Annotated in this window: 18 protein-coding genes; 7 read left to right on the top strand and 11 right to left on the bottom strand. The window is 62.1% G+C overall.

Annotated elements, in window-relative coordinates:
* Nucleotides 1-15: 15 nt before the first annotated feature.
* The 3 genes from AC0V7N_RS22800 (at nucleotide 16) to AC0V7N_RS22790 (ending at nucleotide 4,489) form a co-directional block, all read left to right on the top strand.
* Nucleotides 16-2,340 (top strand): NADP-dependent malic enzyme, encoded by a 2,325-nt coding sequence (locus tag AC0V7N_RS22800; protein WP_475450614.1) that lies wholly within the window; start codon nucleotides 16-18, stop codon nucleotides 2,338-2,340.
* Nucleotides 2,341-2,533: 193 nt separating this feature from the next.
* A complete protein-coding gene (locus AC0V7N_RS22795; protein ID WP_475450613.1) occupies nucleotides 2,534-3,211 on the top strand; it encodes an outer membrane protein in 678 nt (225 codons plus the stop codon).
* Between the two features lie 72 nt (nucleotides 3,212-3,283).
* Nucleotides 3,284-4,489 carry a DUF2865 domain-containing protein gene (locus AC0V7N_RS22790; protein WP_475450612.1) on the top strand — a complete coding sequence of 402 codons (1,206 nt, stop codon included), beginning with the start codon at nucleotides 3,284-3,286 and terminating at the stop codon, nucleotides 4,487-4,489.
* Here the strand turns inward: AC0V7N_RS22790 and gltX are convergent.
* The 7 genes from gltX to AC0V7N_RS22755 all read right to left on the bottom strand — a co-directional run bounded on the left by gltX (nucleotide 4,407) and on the right by AC0V7N_RS22755 (nucleotide 14,197).
* Nucleotides 4,407-5,780, bottom strand: coding sequence for a glutamate--tRNA ligase (gene gltX / locus AC0V7N_RS22785; RefSeq protein WP_475450611.1), 1,374 nt, complete (start codon nucleotides 5,778-5,780; stop codon nucleotides 4,407-4,409). The genes AC0V7N_RS22790 and gltX overlap by 83 nt on opposite strands.
* A 275-nt stretch (nucleotides 5,781-6,055) precedes the next feature.
* A complete protein-coding gene (locus tag AC0V7N_RS22780) occupies nucleotides 6,056-7,237 on the bottom strand; it encodes a hypothetical protein (protein ID WP_496627277.1) in 1,182 nt (393 codons plus the stop codon).
* A gap of 381 nt (nucleotides 7,238-7,618) precedes the next feature.
* Nucleotides 7,619-9,424 (bottom strand): ATP-binding cassette domain-containing protein, encoded by a 1,806-nt coding sequence (locus AC0V7N_RS22775; protein ID WP_496627276.1) that lies wholly within the window; start codon nucleotides 9,422-9,424, stop codon nucleotides 7,619-7,621.
* Between the two features lie 383 nt (nucleotides 9,425-9,807).
* Nucleotides 9,808-10,758 carry a diacylglycerol kinase catalytic domain-containing protein gene (locus AC0V7N_RS22770; RefSeq protein ID WP_475450609.1) on the bottom strand — a complete coding sequence of 317 codons (951 nt, stop codon included), beginning with the start codon at nucleotides 10,756-10,758 and terminating at the stop codon, nucleotides 9,808-9,810.
* A 7-nt stretch (nucleotides 10,759-10,765) separates the two neighbouring features.
* Nucleotides 10,766-11,653 carry an SPFH domain-containing protein gene (locus tag AC0V7N_RS22765; RefSeq protein ID WP_475450608.1) on the bottom strand — a complete coding sequence of 296 codons (888 nt, stop codon included), beginning with the start codon at nucleotides 11,651-11,653 and terminating at the stop codon, nucleotides 10,766-10,768.
* Nucleotides 11,654-11,679: 26 nt separating this feature from the next.
* The gene (locus AC0V7N_RS22760) at nucleotides 11,680-13,356 is read right to left on the bottom strand and encodes an NAD+ synthase (protein WP_475450607.1); all 1,677 of its coding nucleotides are present in this window, start codon (nucleotides 13,354-13,356) and stop codon (nucleotides 11,680-11,682) included.
* 124 nt (nucleotides 13,357-13,480) lie between these two features.
* The gene (locus AC0V7N_RS22755) at nucleotides 13,481-14,197 is read right to left on the bottom strand and encodes a DNA-3-methyladenine glycosylase I (RefSeq protein WP_475450606.1); all 717 of its coding nucleotides are present in this window, start codon (nucleotides 14,195-14,197) and stop codon (nucleotides 13,481-13,483) included.
* 95 nt (nucleotides 14,198-14,292) lie between these two features.
* Here AC0V7N_RS22755 and AC0V7N_RS22750 point away from each other — a divergent pair, with 95 nt between their 5' ends.
* Both AC0V7N_RS22750 and AC0V7N_RS22745 read left to right on the top strand, forming a co-directional pair.
* On the top strand, nucleotides 14,293-14,856 hold the full coding sequence (locus AC0V7N_RS22750; RefSeq protein WP_475450605.1) for a DUF1003 domain-containing protein: 564 nt from the start codon (nucleotides 14,293-14,295) through the stop codon (nucleotides 14,854-14,856).
* Entirely contained in the window at nucleotides 14,853-15,440 is a 588-nt protein-coding gene (locus tag AC0V7N_RS22745; RefSeq protein ID WP_475450604.1) for a DedA family protein, read from the top strand. The genes AC0V7N_RS22750 and AC0V7N_RS22745 overlap by 4 nt, the downstream gene beginning before the upstream one ends.
* 4 nt (nucleotides 15,441-15,444) lie before the next feature.
* On the opposite strand, the gene AC0V7N_RS22740 is transcribed toward AC0V7N_RS22745, so the two are convergent.
* From AC0V7N_RS22740 to AC0V7N_RS22730, 3 genes are all read right to left on the bottom strand, one after another.
* A complete protein-coding gene (locus AC0V7N_RS22740; protein WP_475450603.1) occupies nucleotides 15,445-16,032 on the bottom strand; it encodes a hemerythrin domain-containing protein in 588 nt (195 codons plus the stop codon).
* A gap of 40 nt (nucleotides 16,033-16,072) precedes the next feature.
* Complete coding sequence (locus AC0V7N_RS22735; protein WP_027029167.1) at nucleotides 16,073-16,432, bottom strand: diacylglycerol kinase; 360 nt, start codon at nucleotides 16,430-16,432, stop codon at nucleotides 16,073-16,075.
* Between the two features lie 78 nt (nucleotides 16,433-16,510).
* Nucleotides 16,511-16,927 carry a GFA family protein gene (locus AC0V7N_RS22730; RefSeq protein ID WP_475450602.1) on the bottom strand — a complete coding sequence of 139 codons (417 nt, stop codon included), beginning with the start codon at nucleotides 16,925-16,927 and terminating at the stop codon, nucleotides 16,511-16,513.
* A 56-nt stretch (nucleotides 16,928-16,983) separates the two neighbouring features.
* Here AC0V7N_RS22730 and AC0V7N_RS22725 point away from each other — a divergent pair, with 56 nt between their 5' ends.
* Complete coding sequence (locus AC0V7N_RS22725; protein ID WP_475450601.1) at nucleotides 16,984-17,169, top strand: hypothetical protein; 186 nt, start codon at nucleotides 16,984-16,986, stop codon at nucleotides 17,167-17,169.
* 171 nt (nucleotides 17,170-17,340) lie between these two features.
* Complete coding sequence (locus tag AC0V7N_RS22720) at nucleotides 17,341-18,411, top strand: diguanylate cyclase domain-containing protein (RefSeq protein WP_475450600.1); 1,071 nt, start codon at nucleotides 17,341-17,343, stop codon at nucleotides 18,409-18,411.
* Between the two features lie 111 nt (nucleotides 18,412-18,522).
* Here the strand turns inward: AC0V7N_RS22720 and AC0V7N_RS22715 are convergent, their stop codons facing one another.
* Complete coding sequence (locus tag AC0V7N_RS22715) at nucleotides 18,523-19,896, bottom strand: class II 3-deoxy-7-phosphoheptulonate synthase (protein ID WP_475450599.1); 1,374 nt, start codon at nucleotides 19,894-19,896, stop codon at nucleotides 18,523-18,525.
* Nucleotides 19,897-19,917: the final 21 nt, after the last annotated feature.

Below are 19,917 nucleotides of genomic sequence, written 5' to 3'. Positions count from 1 at the left end.
CGAGGGAGTGCCCGCATGGAAGGCGAGAACAAGAAAACGGCACGTTCGGACCTCGACGAAGCCGCCCTTTACTTCCACAAGCACCCAACGCCGGGAAAGCTCGAGATCCAGGCGACCAAGCCGCTCGGCAACCAGCGCGACCTGGCGCTTGCCTATTCGCCCGGCGTGGCTGCCCCTTGCCTCGAAATCCGCGACAATCCGGCAACCGCCGCCGACTATACGGCGCGCGCCAACCTCGTCGGTGTCGTCTCCAATGGCTCGGCCGTGCTCGGCCTCGGCAATATCGGCCCACTCGCCTCCAAGCCGGTCATGGAAGGCAAGGCGGTGCTGTTCAAGAAGTTCGCCGGCATCGACGTCTTCGACATCGAAATCGACGCGCCGGGGATCGAACGCATGGTCGAGACGATCTCGGCGCTGGAGCCGACCTTCGGCGGCATCAACCTCGAGGACATCAAGGCGCCTGAGTGTTTCGAGGTCGAGGAGCAGCTCAAGGCGCGCATGAAGATACCGGTGTTCCACGACGACCAGCATGGCACCGCCATCATCGTCGCCGCCGCCGTGCTCAACGGGCTGGAATTCGCCGGCAAGACCATTTCGGATATCAAGGTCGTCACTTCCGGTGCGGGTGCGGCCGCCCTTGCCTGCCTCAACCTTCTGGTCTCGCTTGGCGTACGCGTCGAAAACATCTGGGTCACCGACCGCTTCGGCGTCGCCTACAAGGGTCGTATCGACGAGATGGATCGCTGGAAGGACCCCTATGTCAAGGACACCGAGGCGCGCACGCTGGCCGATGTCATCGCCGGCGCCGACGTCTTCCTCGGCCTCTCTGCCGCCGGCGTGCTGAAGCCGGAATTGCTGCAGCACATGGCGCCAAAACCGCTGATCCTGGCACTGGCCAACCCCAATCCGGAGATCATGCCGGAAGAGGCGCGCGCGGCGCGTCCCGATGCCATGATCTGCACGGGTCGGTCCGATTTTCCCAATCAGGTCAACAATGTCCTGTGCTTCCCCTACATCTTCCGTGGCGCGCTCGATTGCGGCGCCAGCGCCATCAACGAAGAGATGAAGATGGCCGCTGTGCGGGCCATCGCCGCCCTCGCCCGCGAAGAGCCCTCGGACGTCGCCGCACGCGCCTATTCGGGCGAGACGCCGATCTTCGGACCCGAATTCCTGATCCCCTCGCCCTTCGATCCCAGGCTGATCCTGCGCATCGCGCCGGCCGTTGCCAAAGCGGCCTGCGACACCGGTGTGGCGACACGGCCGATCACCGACTTCGCCGCCTATATCGACAAGCTCAACCGTTTCGTCTTCCGCTCCGGCCTGGTGATGAAGCCGGTGTTCTCATCCGCCAAGGCGTCGAGCGCCAAGCGCGTCATCTACGCCGACGGCGAGGATGAGCGCGTGCTGCGCGCCGCCCAGGTGGTGCTCGAGGAAGGCATCGCGGAGCCGATCCTGATCGGCCGTCCGCACGTCATCGAGGTCAGGCTGAAGCGCTATGGCCTGCGCATCAAGCCGGGCGTCGATTTCGGCCTGATCAACCCGGAGGACGATCCGCGCTACCGCCACTATGTCGACCTGCTGATCGAACTCGCCGGCCGGCGCGGCGTGACGACGGAGGCCGCGCGCACCATGGTGCGCACCGACAACACGGTGATCGCGGCACTTGCACTGAAGCGCGGCGATGCCGACGCCATGGTCTGCGGCCTCGAAGGACGCTTCGAGCGGCATCTGCGGAATGTGACCCTTATCATTGGCCCTCGCGCGGGCATCAAGGACCACGATCTGTCGACGCTCTCCATGCTGATTTCGCAGCGCGGCATCATCTTCCTGACCGACACGCATGTCTCCGTCGATCCGACAGCCGAGGAGATCGCCGAGATGACGGTGCTGGCGGCTGAGGAAATCCAGCGCTTCGGCATCGAGCCGAAGGCAGCCCTTTTGTCGCATTCGGATTTCGGCTCGCGCGATTCGCCGAGCGCGCTGAAGATGCGGCAGGCGGCGGCGATCCTGGCGCGCATCGCGCCGGAACTGCAGTGCGACGGCGAAATGCATGCCGATTCCGCGCTGTCGGAGCATCTGCGCCAGCGCGTCTATCCGCATTCGCGCCTGAAGGGCGAAGCCAACCTGCTGGTGTTCCCGAACCTCGATTCGGCCAACATCACGCTGACGGCGTTGCGCGCCATGATGGATGCGCTGCATGTCGGGCCGATCCTGCTCGGCACCGACATGCCGGCGCACATCCTGACGCCCTCGGTCACCTCGCGCGGTGTCGTCAACATGACGGCGCTGGCCGTGGTCGAGGCCGCGCACAAGGCGCAGGCCATCGCCAATCTGGACTGAGCCGGCTCCTGCGGGTTCGGCCTGGCCTGCAGGGCAGCTTGCCTCATGTATCCCGGCAATCATCTCGTTCCAAAACCGGGGTGTTGCCGGCCAGCAACTTGCGATTGCGGAAATACGGCGCCGGCTGGAAGCGGATTTCGCAGGGAAAGCCGACCTGATATGGTCGCGCATCTGATTTAACGGCGAGGACGTCGTGAAGGGCCTGTTGCTCGCATCCGCATTGTTGTCGCTGATCGGCGAGCAAGCTCTCGCCGCCGACGCCATCAGTGCCGAGCCTGCAACCGTCCACGACTGGTCGGGCGTCTATGTCGGTGGGCAGATTGGCTACGGTTTTGGAAAGACCGACGCGAGTTTCAGTTCGCCCAATGCGCCTGGGTTTCAAGCCAGCCAGGACTATGACATAGACGGTTTCCTGGGCGGTGTTCAGGTCGGCTACAACTACCAGATCAATTCCGTGGTTCTCGGCGTCGAAGCCGACATTGCGGGCGCCGATATCAAGGGACACTCCGACGAAATCAATCTTGGCGGAGGCGATACGTACGACACCAAGGTGGACTGGTTTGGAACGTTGCGCGCCAGGGCCGGATATGCGTTCGACAGCACCCTGATCTATGGAACTGGTGGCCTGGCTTACGGAAGTGTCGAAAACCGGTATCTTGACGGACCCTTCAACAGCTTTTCAGAGAAGAGCACCAAAACTGGCTGGACCCTCGGCGCAGGGCTGGAGCAGGCATTCACCGATCATTGGTCCGCGAATGTCGAATATCTTTATGTCGATCTGCGAGAGCAGACCATCGACTATGGTGGCAGCAACACCGAGTTCGACAACAAGTTCAGTACGGTCAAGATCGGCATGAACTACAAGTTCTGACAGCTAGCCGAAATAGACGATTAACCGCGAACGGGGTAGCTTGGCGACCACAGGCAAGCGGGATTCAAGCGGATGACAAGCGGAGGGTTGAAGCGGGCGCATGCTGCCATGCTGCTTGGCCTCCTGCTGTCCGGCGCCACCATCACCGAGCCCCAGGCTGCCTCGCGCGTCTGCCGTCAGTTGGAGGCCGATCTTGCCGCGGCTTCGCGCGGCGGTAGCGGTGGTCCGGCAATGATCCGGAAATATGATGCCGCGATCGACCGGCAACGCGAACAGATCTCGAAGGCCCGCGACCAGGCAAGCAACTCCGGTTGCGGGTTTTCGCTGTTTTCCCGCAACATCAATCGATGCGCGGGGCTCAACGCCACCATCGACCGCATGAACGCCAATCTCGACAATCTCCAGGCCAAGCGTGCCCAACTCGCCGGCGGCGGCTCGCGCCGCGACCGTGGCCGCATCCTGGCCGCGCTCGATGCCAATGGCTGCCGCGACGACACGATTGCGCCACGCCGCGCACCATTGCAGGAAGCAGACCATGGCGAAGAAGACGGCAACGCAAACCTGTTCGACCAGCTTTTCGGCAACGACAGCCCGCCGAGCGACACACTTGACCAGCCGGAGGATTCCGGCGAGGAACGCAATGTCCGCCGCGTCCTGAACCTGCCCGGCATTCCGGACTTTCCGAACTCCAGCGGCGAGTTCCACACCACCTGCGTGCGCACCTGCGACGGCTATTTCTTTCCGATGTCGAACGCAGCCTCGGTCGGCGATTTTGAGCGCGATCAGAAGAATTGCGAATCGAGCTGCCCAGGCACCGAGATGCAGGTCTTCTATTCGCGCGGCATGGACGACGATTCGGCCGCGATGACGTCATCGGTTACCGGCAAGCCTTACAGCGAATTGCCGACCGCCTATCTCTACAAGCAATCCAACATGTCGCGGCCGCCGGCCTGCGGCTGCAACGCCGCACAGAACTTCCAGATCATTGGCGGCAATCCACCCAACCCTCAGCAGTCGCAGCCGGAAACGGACGCAGCCCCCTTCGTTCCCGTGCCGGCCTCCAAGCCCGATCCGGGCGCCGACCCGGAAACGCTGGCCAACAGGGACGGCGGGCTCGACCGCGAAGCCATCAAGCGGCTTTCCGCCAAGCCGGTGACGTCCCCCGTGTCCGCCCTGCCGCCGGAACAGCGCAAGGTCAGGGTCGTCGGGCCAACGTTCCTTCCCGACCCATCAGCGGCAATAAATCTGCAAGCTCCGGCCCCGAAGGCAGTCCAGTAAGCGCAAGCCTCAGCGGCATGAACAGCCCCTTGCCCTTGCGGCCCGTCGCTTCCCTGATCTTGCCGGTCCAATCCTTCCAGACCGTGCCGTTCCAAGGCTCTTCAGGCAGCAGATCGAACGCCTGTCCGAGGAACTCACGATCATGATCGGAGAACTCCGGTCTGTCCTGCGGCCCCTCGCGCAGGATACGCCACCAGCCCACCGCGTCGGCAAGCCGGTCGAGATTGCCCCGCACCGCCAGCCAGAACGGCTCGGCCTGTTCGCCGGAGACGCCCAGCACCATCAGCCTGTCCCGTGCCTCGTCGAACGACATATGGTGCAGCAGCACGCGGTTGAGCACGAACAGTTCGTCCGGATCGAACTTGGCCGATGATTTCGAGGTCGCGGCCGGGTCGAAATGGCCGGCGAGTTCGCTCAGGTCATGCTCGGCCGCGACATTCTCCGAGGTGCCGACCAGAACGGCCAGCGAAGCGACGGCCATCGGCTCGATGCCGTCCTCGCGCAGGCTTTCGATGGAGAGCGCGCCAGTGCGCTTCGACAGCCCCTCACCCGAGACGGTGGTCAAAAGATTGTGGTGGCCGAAGACCGGCGGCTCGGCGCCCAGCGCCTTGAACAGGGCAATCTGCACGCCGGTGTTGGTGACATGGTCGTCACCGCGGATGACATGGCTGACGCCCATCTCGATGTCATCGACGACGGACGGCAGCGTGTAGAGATAGGTGCCGTCCTCGCGCACCAGCACCGGATCCGAAAGCGAAGCGAGATCGACCGTTTCCTCGCCGCGCACCAGATCGGTCCAGTGGACCTCCGTGCGCTCCGGCTGCTGTGGATCTCCAGTGAAATTGGGCAACAGGAAGCGCCAGTGCGGCCGGCGCCCGTCGGCCTGATACTCGGCCACCTGCTCATGCGTCAGCGCCAGCGCCTCACGGCCATAGACCGGCGGCAGGCCGCGCGTACGGCGCACTTTTCGCCGGAGATCGAGTTCCTCCGGGGTTTCGTAACAGGCATAGAGAACGCCCGCCGCCTTCAGCCGCTCGACAGCCGCGTCATAGACCTCGAAGCGCCGCGACTGATACTCGGTGGCATCCGGAAAAATGCCCAGCCAATGCAGATCGTAGAGGATGGCGTCGGCGAATTCCTGCTTCGAGCGGGCGATGTCGGTGTCATCGAAGCGCTGGATGAAGCGGCCCTTGTTGTTGAGCGCAAACAGCCAGTTGAACAGCGCGGTGCGCGCATTGCCGATATGGATGCGGCCGGTCGGTGACGGGGCGAAACGAACGGTAACTGTCATGAGCGGGGCGTACCGGATGCTTTTGTGATTGACAAGACGCGCCCCCGCGCCGGTCGGCACACATAGAACATGACGCGGGCAATGAAAAGACTTAAGCAATTCCAGGAAAAGTGTGAAACGGTTTTCCCGGGAAAAGCGCGTAGCGCTTTCCCTTGGGAATTGCGTTAAAACAAACAGTTAGAGCGGTTCGCCGTTTTCGTGAAACGGTGAACTGCTCTAAGGGGCCAAGCGAGGCGCATGACCCTTGCCCGATCAGATCAGATCGTCGAAGGCGATCAGCGGCCGAAGTCGTCGGAACTGAGGCGGGTCCAGCGGTCGCCCATCAACCCACCGATGAAGATGTCGCCGGCGCGGACCGCTTGCGTTACCTCGGGGATGCGCGAGCGCACCATCGTCCCCCCGGCATAGCGGAAGAACACATTCTTGCAGCTGAAGAGTTGCGGCATGAACCTGGTCTGCGTCTGCCCGATGATGGCTGCGCAGCCCATATTCCACGCGTCCGCCATCAGGCTATCCAGCGTTGCGCCCCAGTGAGATCCGGAGGCCTGGATTTGCAACAGGTTCGCGACGCCGCCGGCTTGACCGTAGAAAGCGTAGCAACCGAGCATTTTACCGGCTTCGTCGTAGGTTCCACTGAAATGAAGGGGGCCGTCGGCCCGCTTCTCGGCCGCCAGTGCGAGCAGCCGTGGCAGCTCGCCATCCTGCCAACGCGGCCGAAGCGAGTAATCGGACGTAAGCGTCGGCAACCGCTCCGCAAATTGCGCGGCATCCATCGCCTCTCGATGGACCCGGTGTGACGAGGAATGCTGGACGGGCGGCTCGAACCTTTTTCTCGTAAAGGGATCGAATACCTTGGCGCAAGGGTCGAATACGAAACGGGACAGGCCCGGCCATTTACCGCGCATCACGGCGGAGGCCACCGCTGCCGGGCGGAAAATGCGGGTCCATCCCAGACAATGCGCCGGCAGGAGCTGGTATTTCATCGGACGTGCGAAGGCCAGAGAGACCCGGTTGGCCGAATCGGTCAGATAGAGATCGAATTCGCCTTGATGCAGGACACGCAGCAATTGCGGTCCAGCCGAGCCGTGATCGGTGCCGGGGTCGGCCATCAGTGGACCGATGATCGCCGCATTCAATACCGCGCCGTTGAGCTCGTAGCGGGCTTTCAGGACACCGAGGAAGCCACCCAGATGGCCCTGCGGGTTGATCTGGACAAGAGCGTTGCTGGCACCGGGCTGGCCGGCAGGGTCGAGATAGATCTTTCTCATATACTCGGCCGTCTCAGCGATCGCGCGATCGAGGAGGTGACGCCGCCGCCGGCGAAACTTCGTCAGGAAGAGTGCGGCGACGCGCTCGAGGTCCTCGGCAGCAAGCGGCCGAACCGAGCCATGGTGAGACTCCTGAACCGCCGGCGCAGCCACCTTTTCCACACCGGTATTTTCAGAAACAAGATGCATCGTGGAGCCTATGGAGGTCGTCTGCCGCAGGGCGAAATCCTGCGCTGATCAATCGGATCCCAGCATATGCGTCGACCGTCTCTGGGTTGCCTAGAGAAAACGTATATCAATCAATGGTTGAAACAACGTATCTCGATCAGCATCTTAAACAAATCATCTCAAAACTCAGCATATGGAAAAGAATTGGATACCCGCGTCACGGATTTGTGCGGCCGGCATACGCTGAGTGAAAGGGACGTCGGACATCTCACGCCCGCCGATGCGCTCGCGGCAGGTTCGGCTCCGCCTGCGATTGCGTGCCCTGCACCACCCTCCGCCCGACCAGCCGGTGGCGCGCCTGCCAGAGGTGGCCTCCGGCCGAAGCCGGAGGCCACCTCAGGGTCAGATGACCAGCCCCTTGGTCAGTTCGAGCGCCTGACGCTCGAACAGGCGGCGGTAGATGCCGCCCTTCAGCCGGATCAGCTCGTCATGCGAGCCCTCCTCGACGATGTTGCCGCGGTCGAAGACCAGCAGCCGGTCGAGCGCCCGCACCGTCGACAGCCGGTGTGCGATGACCAGCGTGGTGCGGCCGACCATCAACCGTTCCATCGCCTGCTGGATCAGCACCTCCGATTCCGAATCGAGGCTCGATGTCGCCTCGTCCAGGATCAGGATGCGCGCATCGGCCAGGAAAGCGCGCGCGATCGCCACGCGCTGCCGCTCGCCGCCCGACAGTTTGACGCCGCGCTCACCGACCAGCGTGCCATAGCCCTTCGGCAGGCTGGTGATGAAATCATGCGCGCTCGCAAGCTTGGCGGCATGCTCGATCTCCTCCTGCGTCGCGCTCGGCCTTGCATAGGCGATGTTCTCGGCCAGCGACCGATGGAACAGGATCGGCTCCTGCTGGACGATGGCGATCTGCCCGCGCAGCGACGCCTGCGCGACCTCGGAGATATCCTGGCCGTCGATCAGGATCTTGCCCGCGTTCACGTCATAGAGCCGCTGGATGAGCTTGACGAAGGTCGTCTTGCCCGAACCGGAATGACCGACGAGCCCGACCCGTTCACCCGGCGCGATATCGACCGAAAAGTCGCGATAGAGCGGCGATCGGTGACTGCCATAGTGAAAGGTGACGTTGTCGAAGCTGATCGCCCCTTTCGTGATCCGGATCGGCCTGGCGCCGGGCCGGTCCTCGATGCCGAGCGGTTCGGACTGGAAATCGACCAGTTCCTCCATGTCGTTGATCGAACGCTGCAAATTGCGGATATGCGTGCCGATATCGCGCAAATAGCCCTGCAGCACGAAGAACGAGGTCAAGACGAAGGCGACGTCGCCGGCGCTCGCCTGCCCCCATGACCACAGCAGCAGCGCCAGGCCGATCACCGCGGCGCGCATGACCAGCAGCAGCACTCCTTGCGTGGTGCCGTTGATGGTGCCGCGCACCCAGGTGCGTCGCGTGCGCGCCCGCCATTTGGCGACCACCCTGGCAAGGCGGCCCTCCTCGCGCTCCTCGGCGCCAAAGCCCTTGACCACGGCGTTGCAGCTCACCGCATCGGCGAGCGAACCGCCAAGGCGCGTGTCCCAGGTGTTGGCGAGCCTTGCCGCCGGCGCCACATAGCCAAGCGACAGCATCGCCGTCACCATGATGAACAGCACCGAACCGGCGGCAACGACCACACCCATCAGCGGCCAGAACCAGCCAAGCAGCAGCGTCGAGCCGACGAGCATGACGACCGACGGCAGCAGCGCGATCAGGATGGTGTCGTTGAGCAGATCGAGCGCCCACATGCCGCGCGTCACCTTGCGCACCGTCGAGCCGGCAAACGAGTTGGCGTGCCAGTCGGTGGAAAAGCGCTGGACGCGATGGAAGGCATCGGCGGCGATGTCAGCCATCATCTTCAGCGTCAACTCGACGATGCCCATGAAGGCAAGGTTGCGCAACACGAGGCCGGTCAGGGCCAGCGCCATAAGGATGAAGAACGCCGTCATCGCGGCATTCCAGGCAATGGCGTCCGCGCCGGCGCTGCTGGCGACGGCGTCAACCAGCCGGCCGGAATAGAGCGGCGTCAAAACGTCGGCCAGTGTCGACAGCAGGAAACCACCCATGATCAGCGAAAGCCGCCAGGGCTGGCGCCGCCAATGGGTGAGCGTGAAACCAAGAACGCTGCGAAAGGCGCTTGCGCGCAAATCGATCTTGAAACGAGCCATGATGTCATTCGGGCGCAAACGAGCCCGATCCCAGTAAGGTCAAAAATTGAAGAAGCCGCGCAAGGGGCGAAGCAGTGCCCAGAAGCGGAGTGGCATATTTTGGCGTCACGCCCGTAATCGGGCGGCGACCGGCATCGGCATAAGCCTGTGCTCAAACCGGCTCTGGTACGAAGGATCGACCTTCGCGGAGCGCCGGTAGAGACCTAAGCTTCGCGGCCTCGCATTACCATTTCAAATACTGCCATTCGGACCTCCCGCAAATGAATCGCGGAACGGTCCTTATAGAGACGCCTTGGCGCAGCGCCAAGACGGGCTCACGCCAAAAAGCATATCTGGTCCAACCACTGCGATTATTTTGCAACAACGGGCGGAGCAGACCATGATCACGGCACCACGAGATAGGCCTTCTGGTCGGCAATCGCGATCGTCACGTCCGTGCCGGAATTGAACTCGACGAAATCGACCTCCATTCCGTCGCTGAAGATGACGCCGCCCTTGCTCTGTCGCGAGGAGACGACCAGCGGCCGATCGCGGGTGATGACACCATGGACCAGCGACACGCCTGTGGTGTTGCTCGGAAACCGCTCGCGCACCGAGAAGAACAGCTGCTCGCCCTCACGGTCATAGCCCTGCGGCGGCACCGTCGGCACGGATGTGTCACCATAGGCCGCGGCCAGTCCGGCGGCACCTGCCATGACCGAACGCAGCCAGCCGGTGGAGCCGGCGCCGGTGGAAATGATGATGCCGCTCGACGACTGGCGCTCGGTCCTGCCGCCATAGCTCAATTCATAGCGGGCCGAGACATGCGTGCTGGCCCCGACGAACAGGTCGTTGAAGGCAATCAGCCGCCTTCCGTCATTGGAACGCGCCTCGGCCATCACCACCGCCTGGCGCTTCGCCTTGCCGGAAATCGTCAGATCGAGGACCCTTTCGGTGTCGTCGGCATTCCAGGGCAAGAGGACACCGTCAAAAAGCGCCGGATTGGGATTGATGCCGATCAGCGGCTGATGCGGCAGGTACTTTGCCGTGTTGGAGACCAACCCGTCCTGGCCAAGCGCGATCACCACATCGGACCCGAATTCGAACTGCGGCACCAGCTCGCGGTCGAGCCGCAATTGCTTGAGGCCTGGCGGTAGCGAACCCATCACCCGGTCGAGCGCGTGATGGTAGGTATCGTGCGCTGATTTGACCGGGTCGAAATTCATGCCGGCTTGCCGGAGATAGAAGCGGGCCTGGCCTTGCGTGTTGAAACGCGTCGTCAGTTCCTCGAGCTCGGTCTTGCGGGTGACGACGATCACCCGGTCGATCGGCCTATCGCCCTGCTCGCCGGCCACGGCTACATCACTTCTCGGTCTTGGCCGGCGCGGCAAGCTGGCTCAGCGCGCTGGTCAGCATGTCAGGCGTGATCGACACATTGCCGACCGAACCGCCCTTCTCCGCCCAGGCCTTGAAGGCCATTGCCGTCAGCACGTTGGCGGGCGCCGACGAATAGACGGTCAGTTCGAGCTGCTGCGCCTTGGCGGCCGCTTCGGCCAGCGTCAGCTTGTTGCGCGCCTCGGTGTCGACCAGCAGTTTGTTGCGCTCGGCCAGTTGGATCTCGGTCGCCAGTTCGCTCTGCTTGATCTCGCGCTCTTTCTCGACGGCATGCGCCCGGCGCGCATAGATCGCCTCGTCGGCCTGACGCTGCAGCGCCTCGCGATACTCGGTCTGCAGCGCCTTGCGGATTTCCGGCGTCGGCTGAACCGAGGTGATATGGACCTCCTCGATCGACAGGCCGGCGGTCGAGGCGATCGGATCGCTGCGCAGCAAGTCGGCAAGATTGCCGCCGAGCTTGGTCACCTCCGCCAGCGCCTGTTCGAGCGTCATGCTCGACACCACGGCCCGCGCTCGGCTCTGGATGGCCAGCACGAGGCGTTCGGCGATCTTCTCGCGGCCGTCGCCGGCAACGTCGGACTTGCTGAGCCTGGCGCTGAAGTCAAAACCTTCCGCCGCCTTGACCGGATCGACGATGCGGTAGCTGACCGACCCCTGGATCGCCAGATCCTGGAAATTGGCGGTGGTTTCGGTGAAGATGAACGGGTTGTCGAGCGACGTCACCGGCACCATCGCGATGGTCGTGCCCAATGTGCCGTACCAGAAGCTGATGCCGCGCCCCTGCTCCCGGATCTTGCCGTTCTTGAAGCGGACGATGTGGTATTCAGGCGTTCCCCTGAAATAGCTGACAAGCATCTGCGCCCCCTCAATGAAAACAGTGTCTATCCGCGATCCCTGAAACGGTTGGTGATGGGATAGCGGCGGTCGCGGCCAAAGTTCTTCCGGGTGATCTTCACGCCCGGCGCTGCCTGCCGGCGCTTGTATTCGGCGATGTAGAGCAGATGCTCGATGCGCGTCACCGTGGCCCTGTCATGGCCGCGCGCCACGATGTCGTCGACGCCCATCTCGTTTTCGACCAGGCATTCGAGGATATCGTCCAGCACCGGATAGGGCGGCAGCGAATCCTGATCGGTCTGGTTCTCGCGCAATTCGGCCGACGGCGCCTTGTCGATGATGTTCTTCGGGATGACCTCGCCCGAAGGCCCGAGCGCGCCCGGCGGCACATGGCTGTTGCGCCAGCGCGACAGCGCGTAGACCTGCATCTTGTAGAGATCCTTGATCGGATTGAAGCCGCCATTCATGTCGCCATAGAGCGTGGCATAGCCGACCGACATCTCGCTCTTGTTGCCTGTCGTGACCACCATCGAGCCGAACTTGTTGGAGATCGCCATCAGGATGGTGCCGCGCGCGCGGCTCTGCAGATTTTCCTCGGTGATGCCTTCCTTGGTGCCCTCGAAAAGCTGCGTCAGCGCATGCAGAAAACCTTCGACAGGCTCGAAGATCGGCACGATGTCATAGCGGCAGCCGAGCGCGCGGGCGCAGTCCTCGGCGTCCTTGAGCGGATCCTTCGAGGTGTAGCGGTAGGGCATCATCACAGCGCGCAGCCGCTCCTCGCCAAGCGCGTCGACGGCAAGGGCAGCGCAAATCGCCGAATCGATACCGCCGGACAGGCCGAGCACGACATTCTTGAAGCCGTTCTTGTTGACGTAGTCGCGCAGGCCCAGCATGCAGGCGCGATAGTCTGCCTCTTCCCGCTCCGGGATTTTCGACATCGGCCCTTCAGAGCAGACCCAGCCGTCCTCCGTGCGTTTCCACGTCGTGACGTCGACCGCGTCCTCGAACTGGCTCATCTGGAAAGCCAATGTCTTGTCGGCGCCGATGGCAAACGAGGCGCCGTCGAAGATCAGTTCGTCCTGGCCGCCGAGCTGGTTGGCGTAGATCATCGGCAGCCCGCATTCGATGACTTGCTTGATGACCACCTGATGGCGCACGTCGATCTTGGCGCGATAATAGGGCGAGCCGTTCGGCACCAGCAGGATTTCCGCCCCGCTCTCCGCCAGCGATTCGCAAATGCCGACATCGCCCCAGATGTCCTCGCAAATCGGAACTCCGATGCGCACGCCGCGGAAATTGACAGGGCCCTGAATCTCGAGCCCGGCCTGGAAGACGCGCTTTTCGTCGAACTCGCCGTAGTTCGGCAGGTCGAGCTTGTAGCGCTCGGCGATGATCTTGCCGCCATCGGCGAAAATGATGGAATTGTGCGTACCGCTTTTGCGCTTCAACGGCGTGCCGATGATGACGCCCGGGCCGCCATCTGATGTATCGGCGGCAAAGTCCTGCGCCGCCTTTTCGCAGGCTTTCAGGAAGGCCGGCTTCAGCACCAGATCCTCCGGCGGGTAACCGGCAAGGAAAAGCTCGGTGTAAAGCACCAGATCGGCGCCCTGCCGCGCGGCATCCGCCCTCGCCTCGCGGGCTTTGGCGAGGTTACCGGCGACATCGCCAACGGTCGGGTTGAGCTGGGCGATTGCGATGCGCAGTATGTCGAGCTTCTTGGTCATGCTTGCCGGTTTAGCGCGGCAAAATTCGCCGGGCAATGGCGTTCGTTCGGACCAATTCGGACCGATTGACATCGTCAATCGTGTCGGACCGATTGACCTAAGTTATTGACGTCCAGACTGGCGATCAATCGTCACCCATATACTCGCGCAACGACTGCGGCGAATGGTTCTCGCCAATCGACATCGCCAGGATGCGCGAAATGTGCCGGCGCGGCAGGCCCGTGTCCGCCACCCATTGATTGATCTGGGCCTGGATCTTGTCGAGATCCTTCTTCGAGGTCGGGCTTTCGGCGATGTCGAGGCCCGCATCGCGAAGGGCTGCCGCCATGTCGGCCGAAATAACGAAGGCATCCCAGCCCAGCCAGCGCAGGAAATACTGGCCGGTGTTGCCGCCCAGCCGACTGCCATGCTTGCCGAGATAGGCCATCAGCCCGACCTGGTCGTCGGCTGGCCAGTTGGCGAGGAATTCGCCGAAGCCGCCATGCTCCTTAGAGACGCGTTCGACGAAAGCAGCGTTGTCGCGCACGGATTTGATTTTCTGCGGGTTGCGCACGATGCGATGATCGGAAGCCAGATCGTGCCAGAAATCGTCAGGCTGGAACAACAGCCGCTTCGGCTCGAAGCGCAGAAACGCTTCCTCGAAACCGGGCCATTTCTGTTCGATGACGCGCCAGACAAAACCGGCGGCGAATATCCGCTCGGCCATGGTCGACAGAATGCGATCGTCGGCGATGTCAGCCACCGCTGCATTGTCGGGCGCCGGCCCCAGAAGGGACGAAAGCTCCGTCTCGCCGCCCTTGCGTTTGGCTGCATGGGCGCGGATTTTGGCGAAATCTGGCATTTTTGCTTCCATCTCCATGCCGCGCTTTTGAAGGTACGGCATCTTCCTATATGGAGACGAGACTGCCAAGCCGACGCTTTGGTGTGGAGACGTCCATGAACAAGACAGTGCCCGAACTGGCCAATCGATGGCTGAGGCGAAACCCAGAGAATTTGAGCGAGATCGAGAGGCGGGTGCTGCAAAGCACTGTCGACCGCAAACCCATATCACAAGACATCAACGACAATCTTGCCGGCCTTCAGGGCGCCGGCGATCGTATCGCCGATGCCATTGCGCGTGTCGGCGGTTCGTGGACGTTCATCCTGTCATTCATCGCCTTCCTGATCCTGTGGATCGGTGCCAACTGGTGGCTGCTGGGGCAAGAGTCGTTCGACCCCTACCCCTTCATTTTCCTCAACCTGGTGCTGTCGATGATCGCTGCCCTGCAGGCGCCGGTAATCATGATGTCGCAGAATCGCCAGGCGGCGCGCGACCGCATCGACGCGGCCCACGACTATGAGGTCAACCTCAAGGCCGAAATCGAGATCATGGCGCTGCACGAAAAGCTGGACGAATTGCGCCACAGCCAGATCATCGGCATGCGCGACGAGATCGCGCAGATAGCCGAACAGCTGAAGCGGATCGACGAACGGCTCGCTCCCCAGACCCAGCCCTCATGACCGAAGCGATCCATCATTTCATCGAACAATATGGGCTGCTTGCCGTCTTTCTCGGCTGCGTGGCCGAGGGGGAAAGTGCCGCCATCCTCGGCGGCTTCTTCGCCCACCAGCATGTTTTCGTGCTGTGGCATGCCTTTGTCGCGGCAGCGCTCGGCGCTTTCGTCGGCGACACCTTCTTCTTCATCCTCGGCAGAAGTTTCGCCGACAACCGGCATGTCGTCAGGCTGCGCAGGCGACCTGGCTTCCGCCGCGCCTACCGTCTGCTCAACACCCATCCCAACATCTTCGTGCTGTCGAACCGCTATGTCTACGGCATGCGTCTGGTCGGCGGCATCGCCGCCGGCCTGTCGACCATAGCAGCACCCCGCTTCGTCATCCTCAACGCCATCTCATCGGTGATCTGGGCGGTGCTGTTCAGCTCAATCGGTTACGTTTTCGGGTTGGGCGCCGAGCACTTCGTCGGTCAGGCGTTGCTGCGCCACGAACGGCTGCTGATCGGGCTTGGCATCGGCCTCACCGTGGCCGTGCTTGCCTGGCTCATCGCACGACATATCGCCAAGCGGGAGCGCGCCAAGGAGTTTTGACCCGTCAGTCGATACCGAGCGCCTGATCACCTCGATCGAGGATCAGCGGGATGATCAGGTCTTCCTCATCGGCAAGATGCCGGGTCAGCATGGCGATCAGCCGGCTATTTTCGTCGGCATAGGCATCCGCCGCGAAGCGTTGTTTGTCCTCGCTCTCCTGAAGCGTCTTGATGAAGGCATTGGCCGCCTCGGCATTGCGCTCCAATCCTTCATGGATGGTGTGGTGGTCTGTGTCGAGAATCTCGAAACCGCGCTTCAGCCGCGCCTCCGCTTTGGCGAAGACCGGAAAATATTGATGATCCTCGACATTGTGGTGACCGTCGAGATTACCGAGAAAATGGTTGAGGCGCGGCGCGAACCAGCGCGCGAAGTCAGGCGCCGTGAGCCTGCCCTCGCGATAGTCGCCAATACCGTTGGTCAGCATGCCGCCGAGTTCGCGGAACATGTCGTGCCGCTGCAGCCACATGTTGGCGATACCGTGGATGTTGGCGTGGCCCTGCCAGTTTTCACGCGGGTATTTTTCGACCAGCCAGCGCAAATCGGCCGGCAGGCCTTTGCGTTCGAGAAGCAGAATATTTGTGGCTTCGGACATGACGGTTTCCTTTAGTTACCGTCATATAAGAATGGCAACGCTAGATCGGTAGTCCGGTGATCCGCTCGATGAGCGCGATGCCCCAGACGCCGGCGACGATGACCACCGAAATCAGCACCGCCAGCGAGCCGCAATCCTTGGCCAGCTGGATGTCGACATTGAACTCGCGGCTGAAGGCATCGCAGGCCGCCTCGATGCCGGTGTTCAGCACCTCGACCATGATCAGCAGCAGCACCGCGCCGATCAGCAGCGCATAGCCACGCCACGACACCGAAACGAACCACCCGGCCGGCAAGGCAAGCGCGAGCAGCATCAGCTCCTGCTGGAATGCCTTCTCGCTGGCAGCCAGCTTGCGGAACGCCCGCACCGAATTGATAAAAGCATCGATCAGCCGCTGCATGCCCAAACCTCTTTCCGAATTACCGGCACGAGATAAAGCAACGGCCCGATCAAGGGAATAAGGCGTCTCGTCCAAAATTCATTCAGCGACCACTATCGAAGGCGTCGACTTTTCAAACTGCGGCAGCCCGTCGTCGATCGAGTAGTAGTCGCCCTTGTCACCGATGAAGATATGGCAGTCGCCCTTGAGGTCTGTCGGCCTGTCGAACGATCCCGCCATGACCGAAATGTAGTCTTGATCCCTTGGCTTCCAAAAAAGCACTGACCCGCATGCCTTGCAGAAGCCGCGCCTGGCGAAAGCGGACGCTTCATACCAGGTGATGCTTTCCACGCCTTCGATCACGATGTCGGCGTCGGCAACATTGGTCGCGGCATAGAAATGTCCGCTTTGCTTCCTGCATTGCGAGCAATGACAGTAGACGACCCCGCGCAATGCTCCGCGTGTCCGGAAGCGCACCGCTCCGCACAGGCATGATCCCTGGTGACTGTCGCTCATTCGGCACTCCTTGAAGAAACCTCGTCCAGCATCCTGGTCAGGATTCCAGCTTTGCGGTGGTTACGCGCAAGCAAATACGACATCGACTGGCGCTCGGAATTCGAAATTCAGTTTCATTTTCAGCAGCGCGCGGCGTGGATTTCGAATTCAAAGCCGCCAAACTGGGTGTTGGCGGTGACGATGGTGCAAAAATTTATGCTTCTACAGCCACAGGTAGAGAAAAACCTGTGGAAGTCGTGTGAATTAAGGAAACTTTAGCGTCGCCGCATTTATGGTCTCCGTAAGCGAAGGTCGCGGGTGGGGACGCGCCTCTTCGTAAGATGTTCTGGACTATCGGGTCGCGTTCCCCAGGTCGGCGATCGATGGAACCCGCAAATTCTGCGCCGGGATCCGAGGGGAAGAGTGAACCAGACATGCAGCCGGCAGCCGCCCCAACCGACAAAAATAATGACATCGCATCCGCCGTCGTCGCCACCATGCGTCAACTGGGCGTGCTCGGCCTGCCACGCAACTACGAGATCTTCTACGAGGCATTGAGCGGCACCAACCGCGAGCTCAGCCTCGCCGTCCTTGCGCTGAGCAATCGGCCGACACAGGACGAGCTGGATAAGATCGGGCGCGCTTTCTTCGCCCAGAACCATGGTCCCAGCATCGTCGAGCATGCCCGAGACGTCATCGCCAGGGAGCTCGAGGACGTCGCCTCGCTGTTGCGGAGCGAGCGCAGCCACATCGAGAAATACGGCAGGATCCTGGATGAAACATCGAGCGGCTTGAGCAATCGCAGCCTGCTCTCGCAGGACCTCCTGCAGAAGATCGCCAATGCCATGGCGGTTGCCACCAATTCGACCATTGATCACGGCCGGCAGGTCGCCTCGACGCTGAGCGACAAGACGGCCGAACTCGAGAGCGTCAAGTCGAAGCTCGAGGAATACAAGCGGCTGGCCGACACCGATCCCTTGACCCACATCTGGAACCGCCGCGCCTTCGACAAGGAAATCACCAGTATCTACACCAGCAACAAGGGTATCCTGTTCAATGCCTTGATCCTTGCCGACATCGATCGATTCAAGGATATCAATGACCGCTACGGCCATCCTGTCGGCGACAAGATCATCCAGATCATCGCCGAGATTTTCCAGACCAGCATTCGTGGCGACATGTTCGTTGCCCGCACCGGTGGCGAGGAATTCGCGCTGATCATCGAGGGTGCCAGCGAAGACGCCACTTACGAGATCGCGGAGCGCATTCGCGCCCTGATCGAGCAGACGCCCTTCACCAGCAGCCAGACCGGCATGAATTACGGCACCGTGACGGTATCGATGGGCATCTGCATGGCATCCGAGGCTGAAGGGCCGGAAGACCTCTACACCAAGGCCGACCGGGCGCTCTACCGCTCGAAGGTCAGCGGCCGCAACCGCGTCACCAAACATTCGACAATGGCCGGCCGCGCCGGCAAGAGCTGGTTGCTCTACAAGAAAGACTGACGTCTTTTGCCAATCGCGCCGGCTTGGGCGGGAGCGCAGACGATAAGCTGAAAAAAGAAAAGGCGCCGGGTTTCCCAGGCGCCTTTTTCTTTATCGGCCCAATGGTTGGGATCAGCCGTTGGCGACCTGCTTGTGCTGTACCGGGTGGCTTTTCTTGAGCAAATCCGACACCAGGAAGGCCAGTTCGATCGCCTGGTCGGCATTGAGGCGCGGATCGCAATGGGTGTGGTAGCGGTCCTGCAATTCCTCGGCCGTGATGGCGCGCGCGCCGCCCGTGCATTCGGTGACGTTCTTGCCGGTCATCTCGACATGGATGCCGCCCGGATGCGTGCCTTCGGCGCGGTGCACCTCGAAGAAGGTCTGCACTTCCTTCAGAATGCGGTCGAACGGCCGCGTCTTGTAGCCGGCGGCCTCGATGGTGTTGCCATGCATCGGGTCCGACGACCAGACCACGCTGCGGCCTTCCTTCTGCACCGCGCGTACCAGCTTCGGCAGGTGGTCGGCGACCTTGTCCGAACCGAAGCGGGCGATCAGCGTCAGCCGGCCCGGCTCGTTCTCGGGATTGAGCAGGTCGATCAACTCCAGCAGGCCGTCAGCGGTCAGCGACGGGCCGCATTTCAGGCCAAGCGGGTTCTTGATGCCGCGGCAATATTCGACATGGGCATGGTCGGGCTGGCGGGTGCGGTCGCCGATCCAGATCATGTGGCCCGAGGTCGCGTACCAGTCGCCCGAGGTCGAATCGACACGGGTCAACGCCTCCTCATAGCCGAGCAGCAGCGCCTCGTGGCTGGTGTAGAAATCGGTCTCGCGCAGCGCGTAGTTGGTCTCCGAGGTGATGCCAACGGCCTTCATGAAGTCCATCGTCTCGGTGATGCGGTTGGCGAGCGACTCGTATTTTTCGCCTTGCGGGCTATCAGAGACGAAGCCGAGCATCCAGCGATGCACGTTCTCCAGGCTGGCGTAACCGCCCTGCGCGAAGGCGCGCAGAAGGTTGAGCGTCGCCGCCGACTGGCGGTAGGCCATTTCCTGGCGGGCGGGATCGGGAATGCGCGACTTCTGGTCGAATTCGATGCCGTTGATGATGTCGCCGCGATAGCTCGGCAACGTGACATCACCCTTGGTCTCATTGTCGGACGAGCGCGGCTTGGCGAACTGGCCGGCAACGCGGCCAACCTTCACCACCGGCTGGGCGCCGGCAAAGGTCAGCACGACCGACATCTGCAGGAAGACGCGGAAGAAGTCGCGGATGTTGTCGGCGCCATGTTCGGCAAAGCTCTCGGCGCAATCGCCGCCCTGGAGCAGGAAGGCGTCGCCATTTGCCACAGCCGCGAGCTGCTTCTTCAGCTTGCGCGCCTCACCGGCAAAAACCAGTGGTGGGAAGGTGGCGAGCTGGGCTTCCGTGTTCTTGAGCGCGGCAAGGTCCGGATAGGCGGGAACCTGCTTGATCGGCTTTGCTCTCCACGAATTCGGCGACCATTTCGTCATCGCTGCACCCAACGCTCTTTC

This window comes from Mesorhizobium kamtschaticum (assembly GCF_056174585.1).
This window is presented reverse-complemented; position numbering and strand designations above follow the sequence as displayed.

Bases quoted from the DNA above. Each gene is read 5' to 3' on its own strand.
- AC0V7N_RS22800 (WP_475450614.1), top strand. From the start codon at position 16: ATGGAAGGCGAGAACAAGAAAACGGCACGTTCGGACCTCGACGAAGCC.
- AC0V7N_RS22790 (WP_475450612.1), top strand. From the start codon at position 3,284: ATGACAAGCGGAGGGTTGAAGCGGGCGCATGCTGCCATGCTGCTTGGC.
- gltX (WP_475450611.1), bottom strand. From the start codon at position 5,780: ATGACAGTTACCGTTCGTTTCGCCCCGTCACCGACCGGCCGCATCCAT.
- AC0V7N_RS22780 (WP_496627277.1), bottom strand. From the start codon at position 7,237: ATGCATCTTGTTTCTGAAAATACCGGTGTGGAAAAGGTGGCTGCGCCG.
- AC0V7N_RS22775 (WP_496627276.1), bottom strand. From the start codon at position 9,424: ATGGCTCGTTTCAAGATCGATTTGCGCGCAAGCGCCTTTCGCAGCGTT.
- AC0V7N_RS22765 (WP_475450608.1), bottom strand. From the start codon at position 11,653: ATGCTTGTCAGCTATTTCAGGGGAACGCCTGAATACCACATCGTCCGC.
- AC0V7N_RS22760 (WP_475450607.1), bottom strand. From the start codon at position 13,356: ATGACCAAGAAGCTCGACATACTGCGCATCGCAATCGCCCAGCTCAAC.
- AC0V7N_RS22755 (WP_475450606.1), bottom strand. From the start codon at position 14,197: ATGCCAGATTTCGCCAAAATCCGCGCCCATGCAGCCAAACGCAAGGGC.
- AC0V7N_RS22750 (WP_475450605.1), top strand. From the start codon at position 14,293: ATGAACAAGACAGTGCCCGAACTGGCCAATCGATGGCTGAGGCGAAAC.
- AC0V7N_RS22745 (WP_475450604.1), top strand. From the start codon at position 14,853: ATGACCGAAGCGATCCATCATTTCATCGAACAATATGGGCTGCTTGCC.
- AC0V7N_RS22740 (WP_475450603.1), bottom strand. From the start codon at position 16,032: ATGTCCGAAGCCACAAATATTCTGCTTCTCGAACGCAAAGGCCTGCCG.
- AC0V7N_RS22735 (WP_027029167.1), bottom strand. From the start codon at position 16,432: ATGCAGCGGCTGATCGATGCTTTTATCAATTCGGTGCGGGCGTTCCGC.
- AC0V7N_RS22730 (WP_475450602.1), bottom strand. From the start codon at position 16,927: ATGAGCGACAGTCACCAGGGATCATGCCTGTGCGGAGCGGTGCGCTTC.
- AC0V7N_RS22720 (WP_475450600.1), top strand. From the start codon at position 17,341: ATGCAGCCGGCAGCCGCCCCAACCGACAAAAATAATGACATCGCATCC.
- AC0V7N_RS22715 (WP_475450599.1), bottom strand. From the start codon at position 19,896: ATGACGAAATGGTCGCCGAATTCGTGGAGAGCAAAGCCGATCAAGCAG.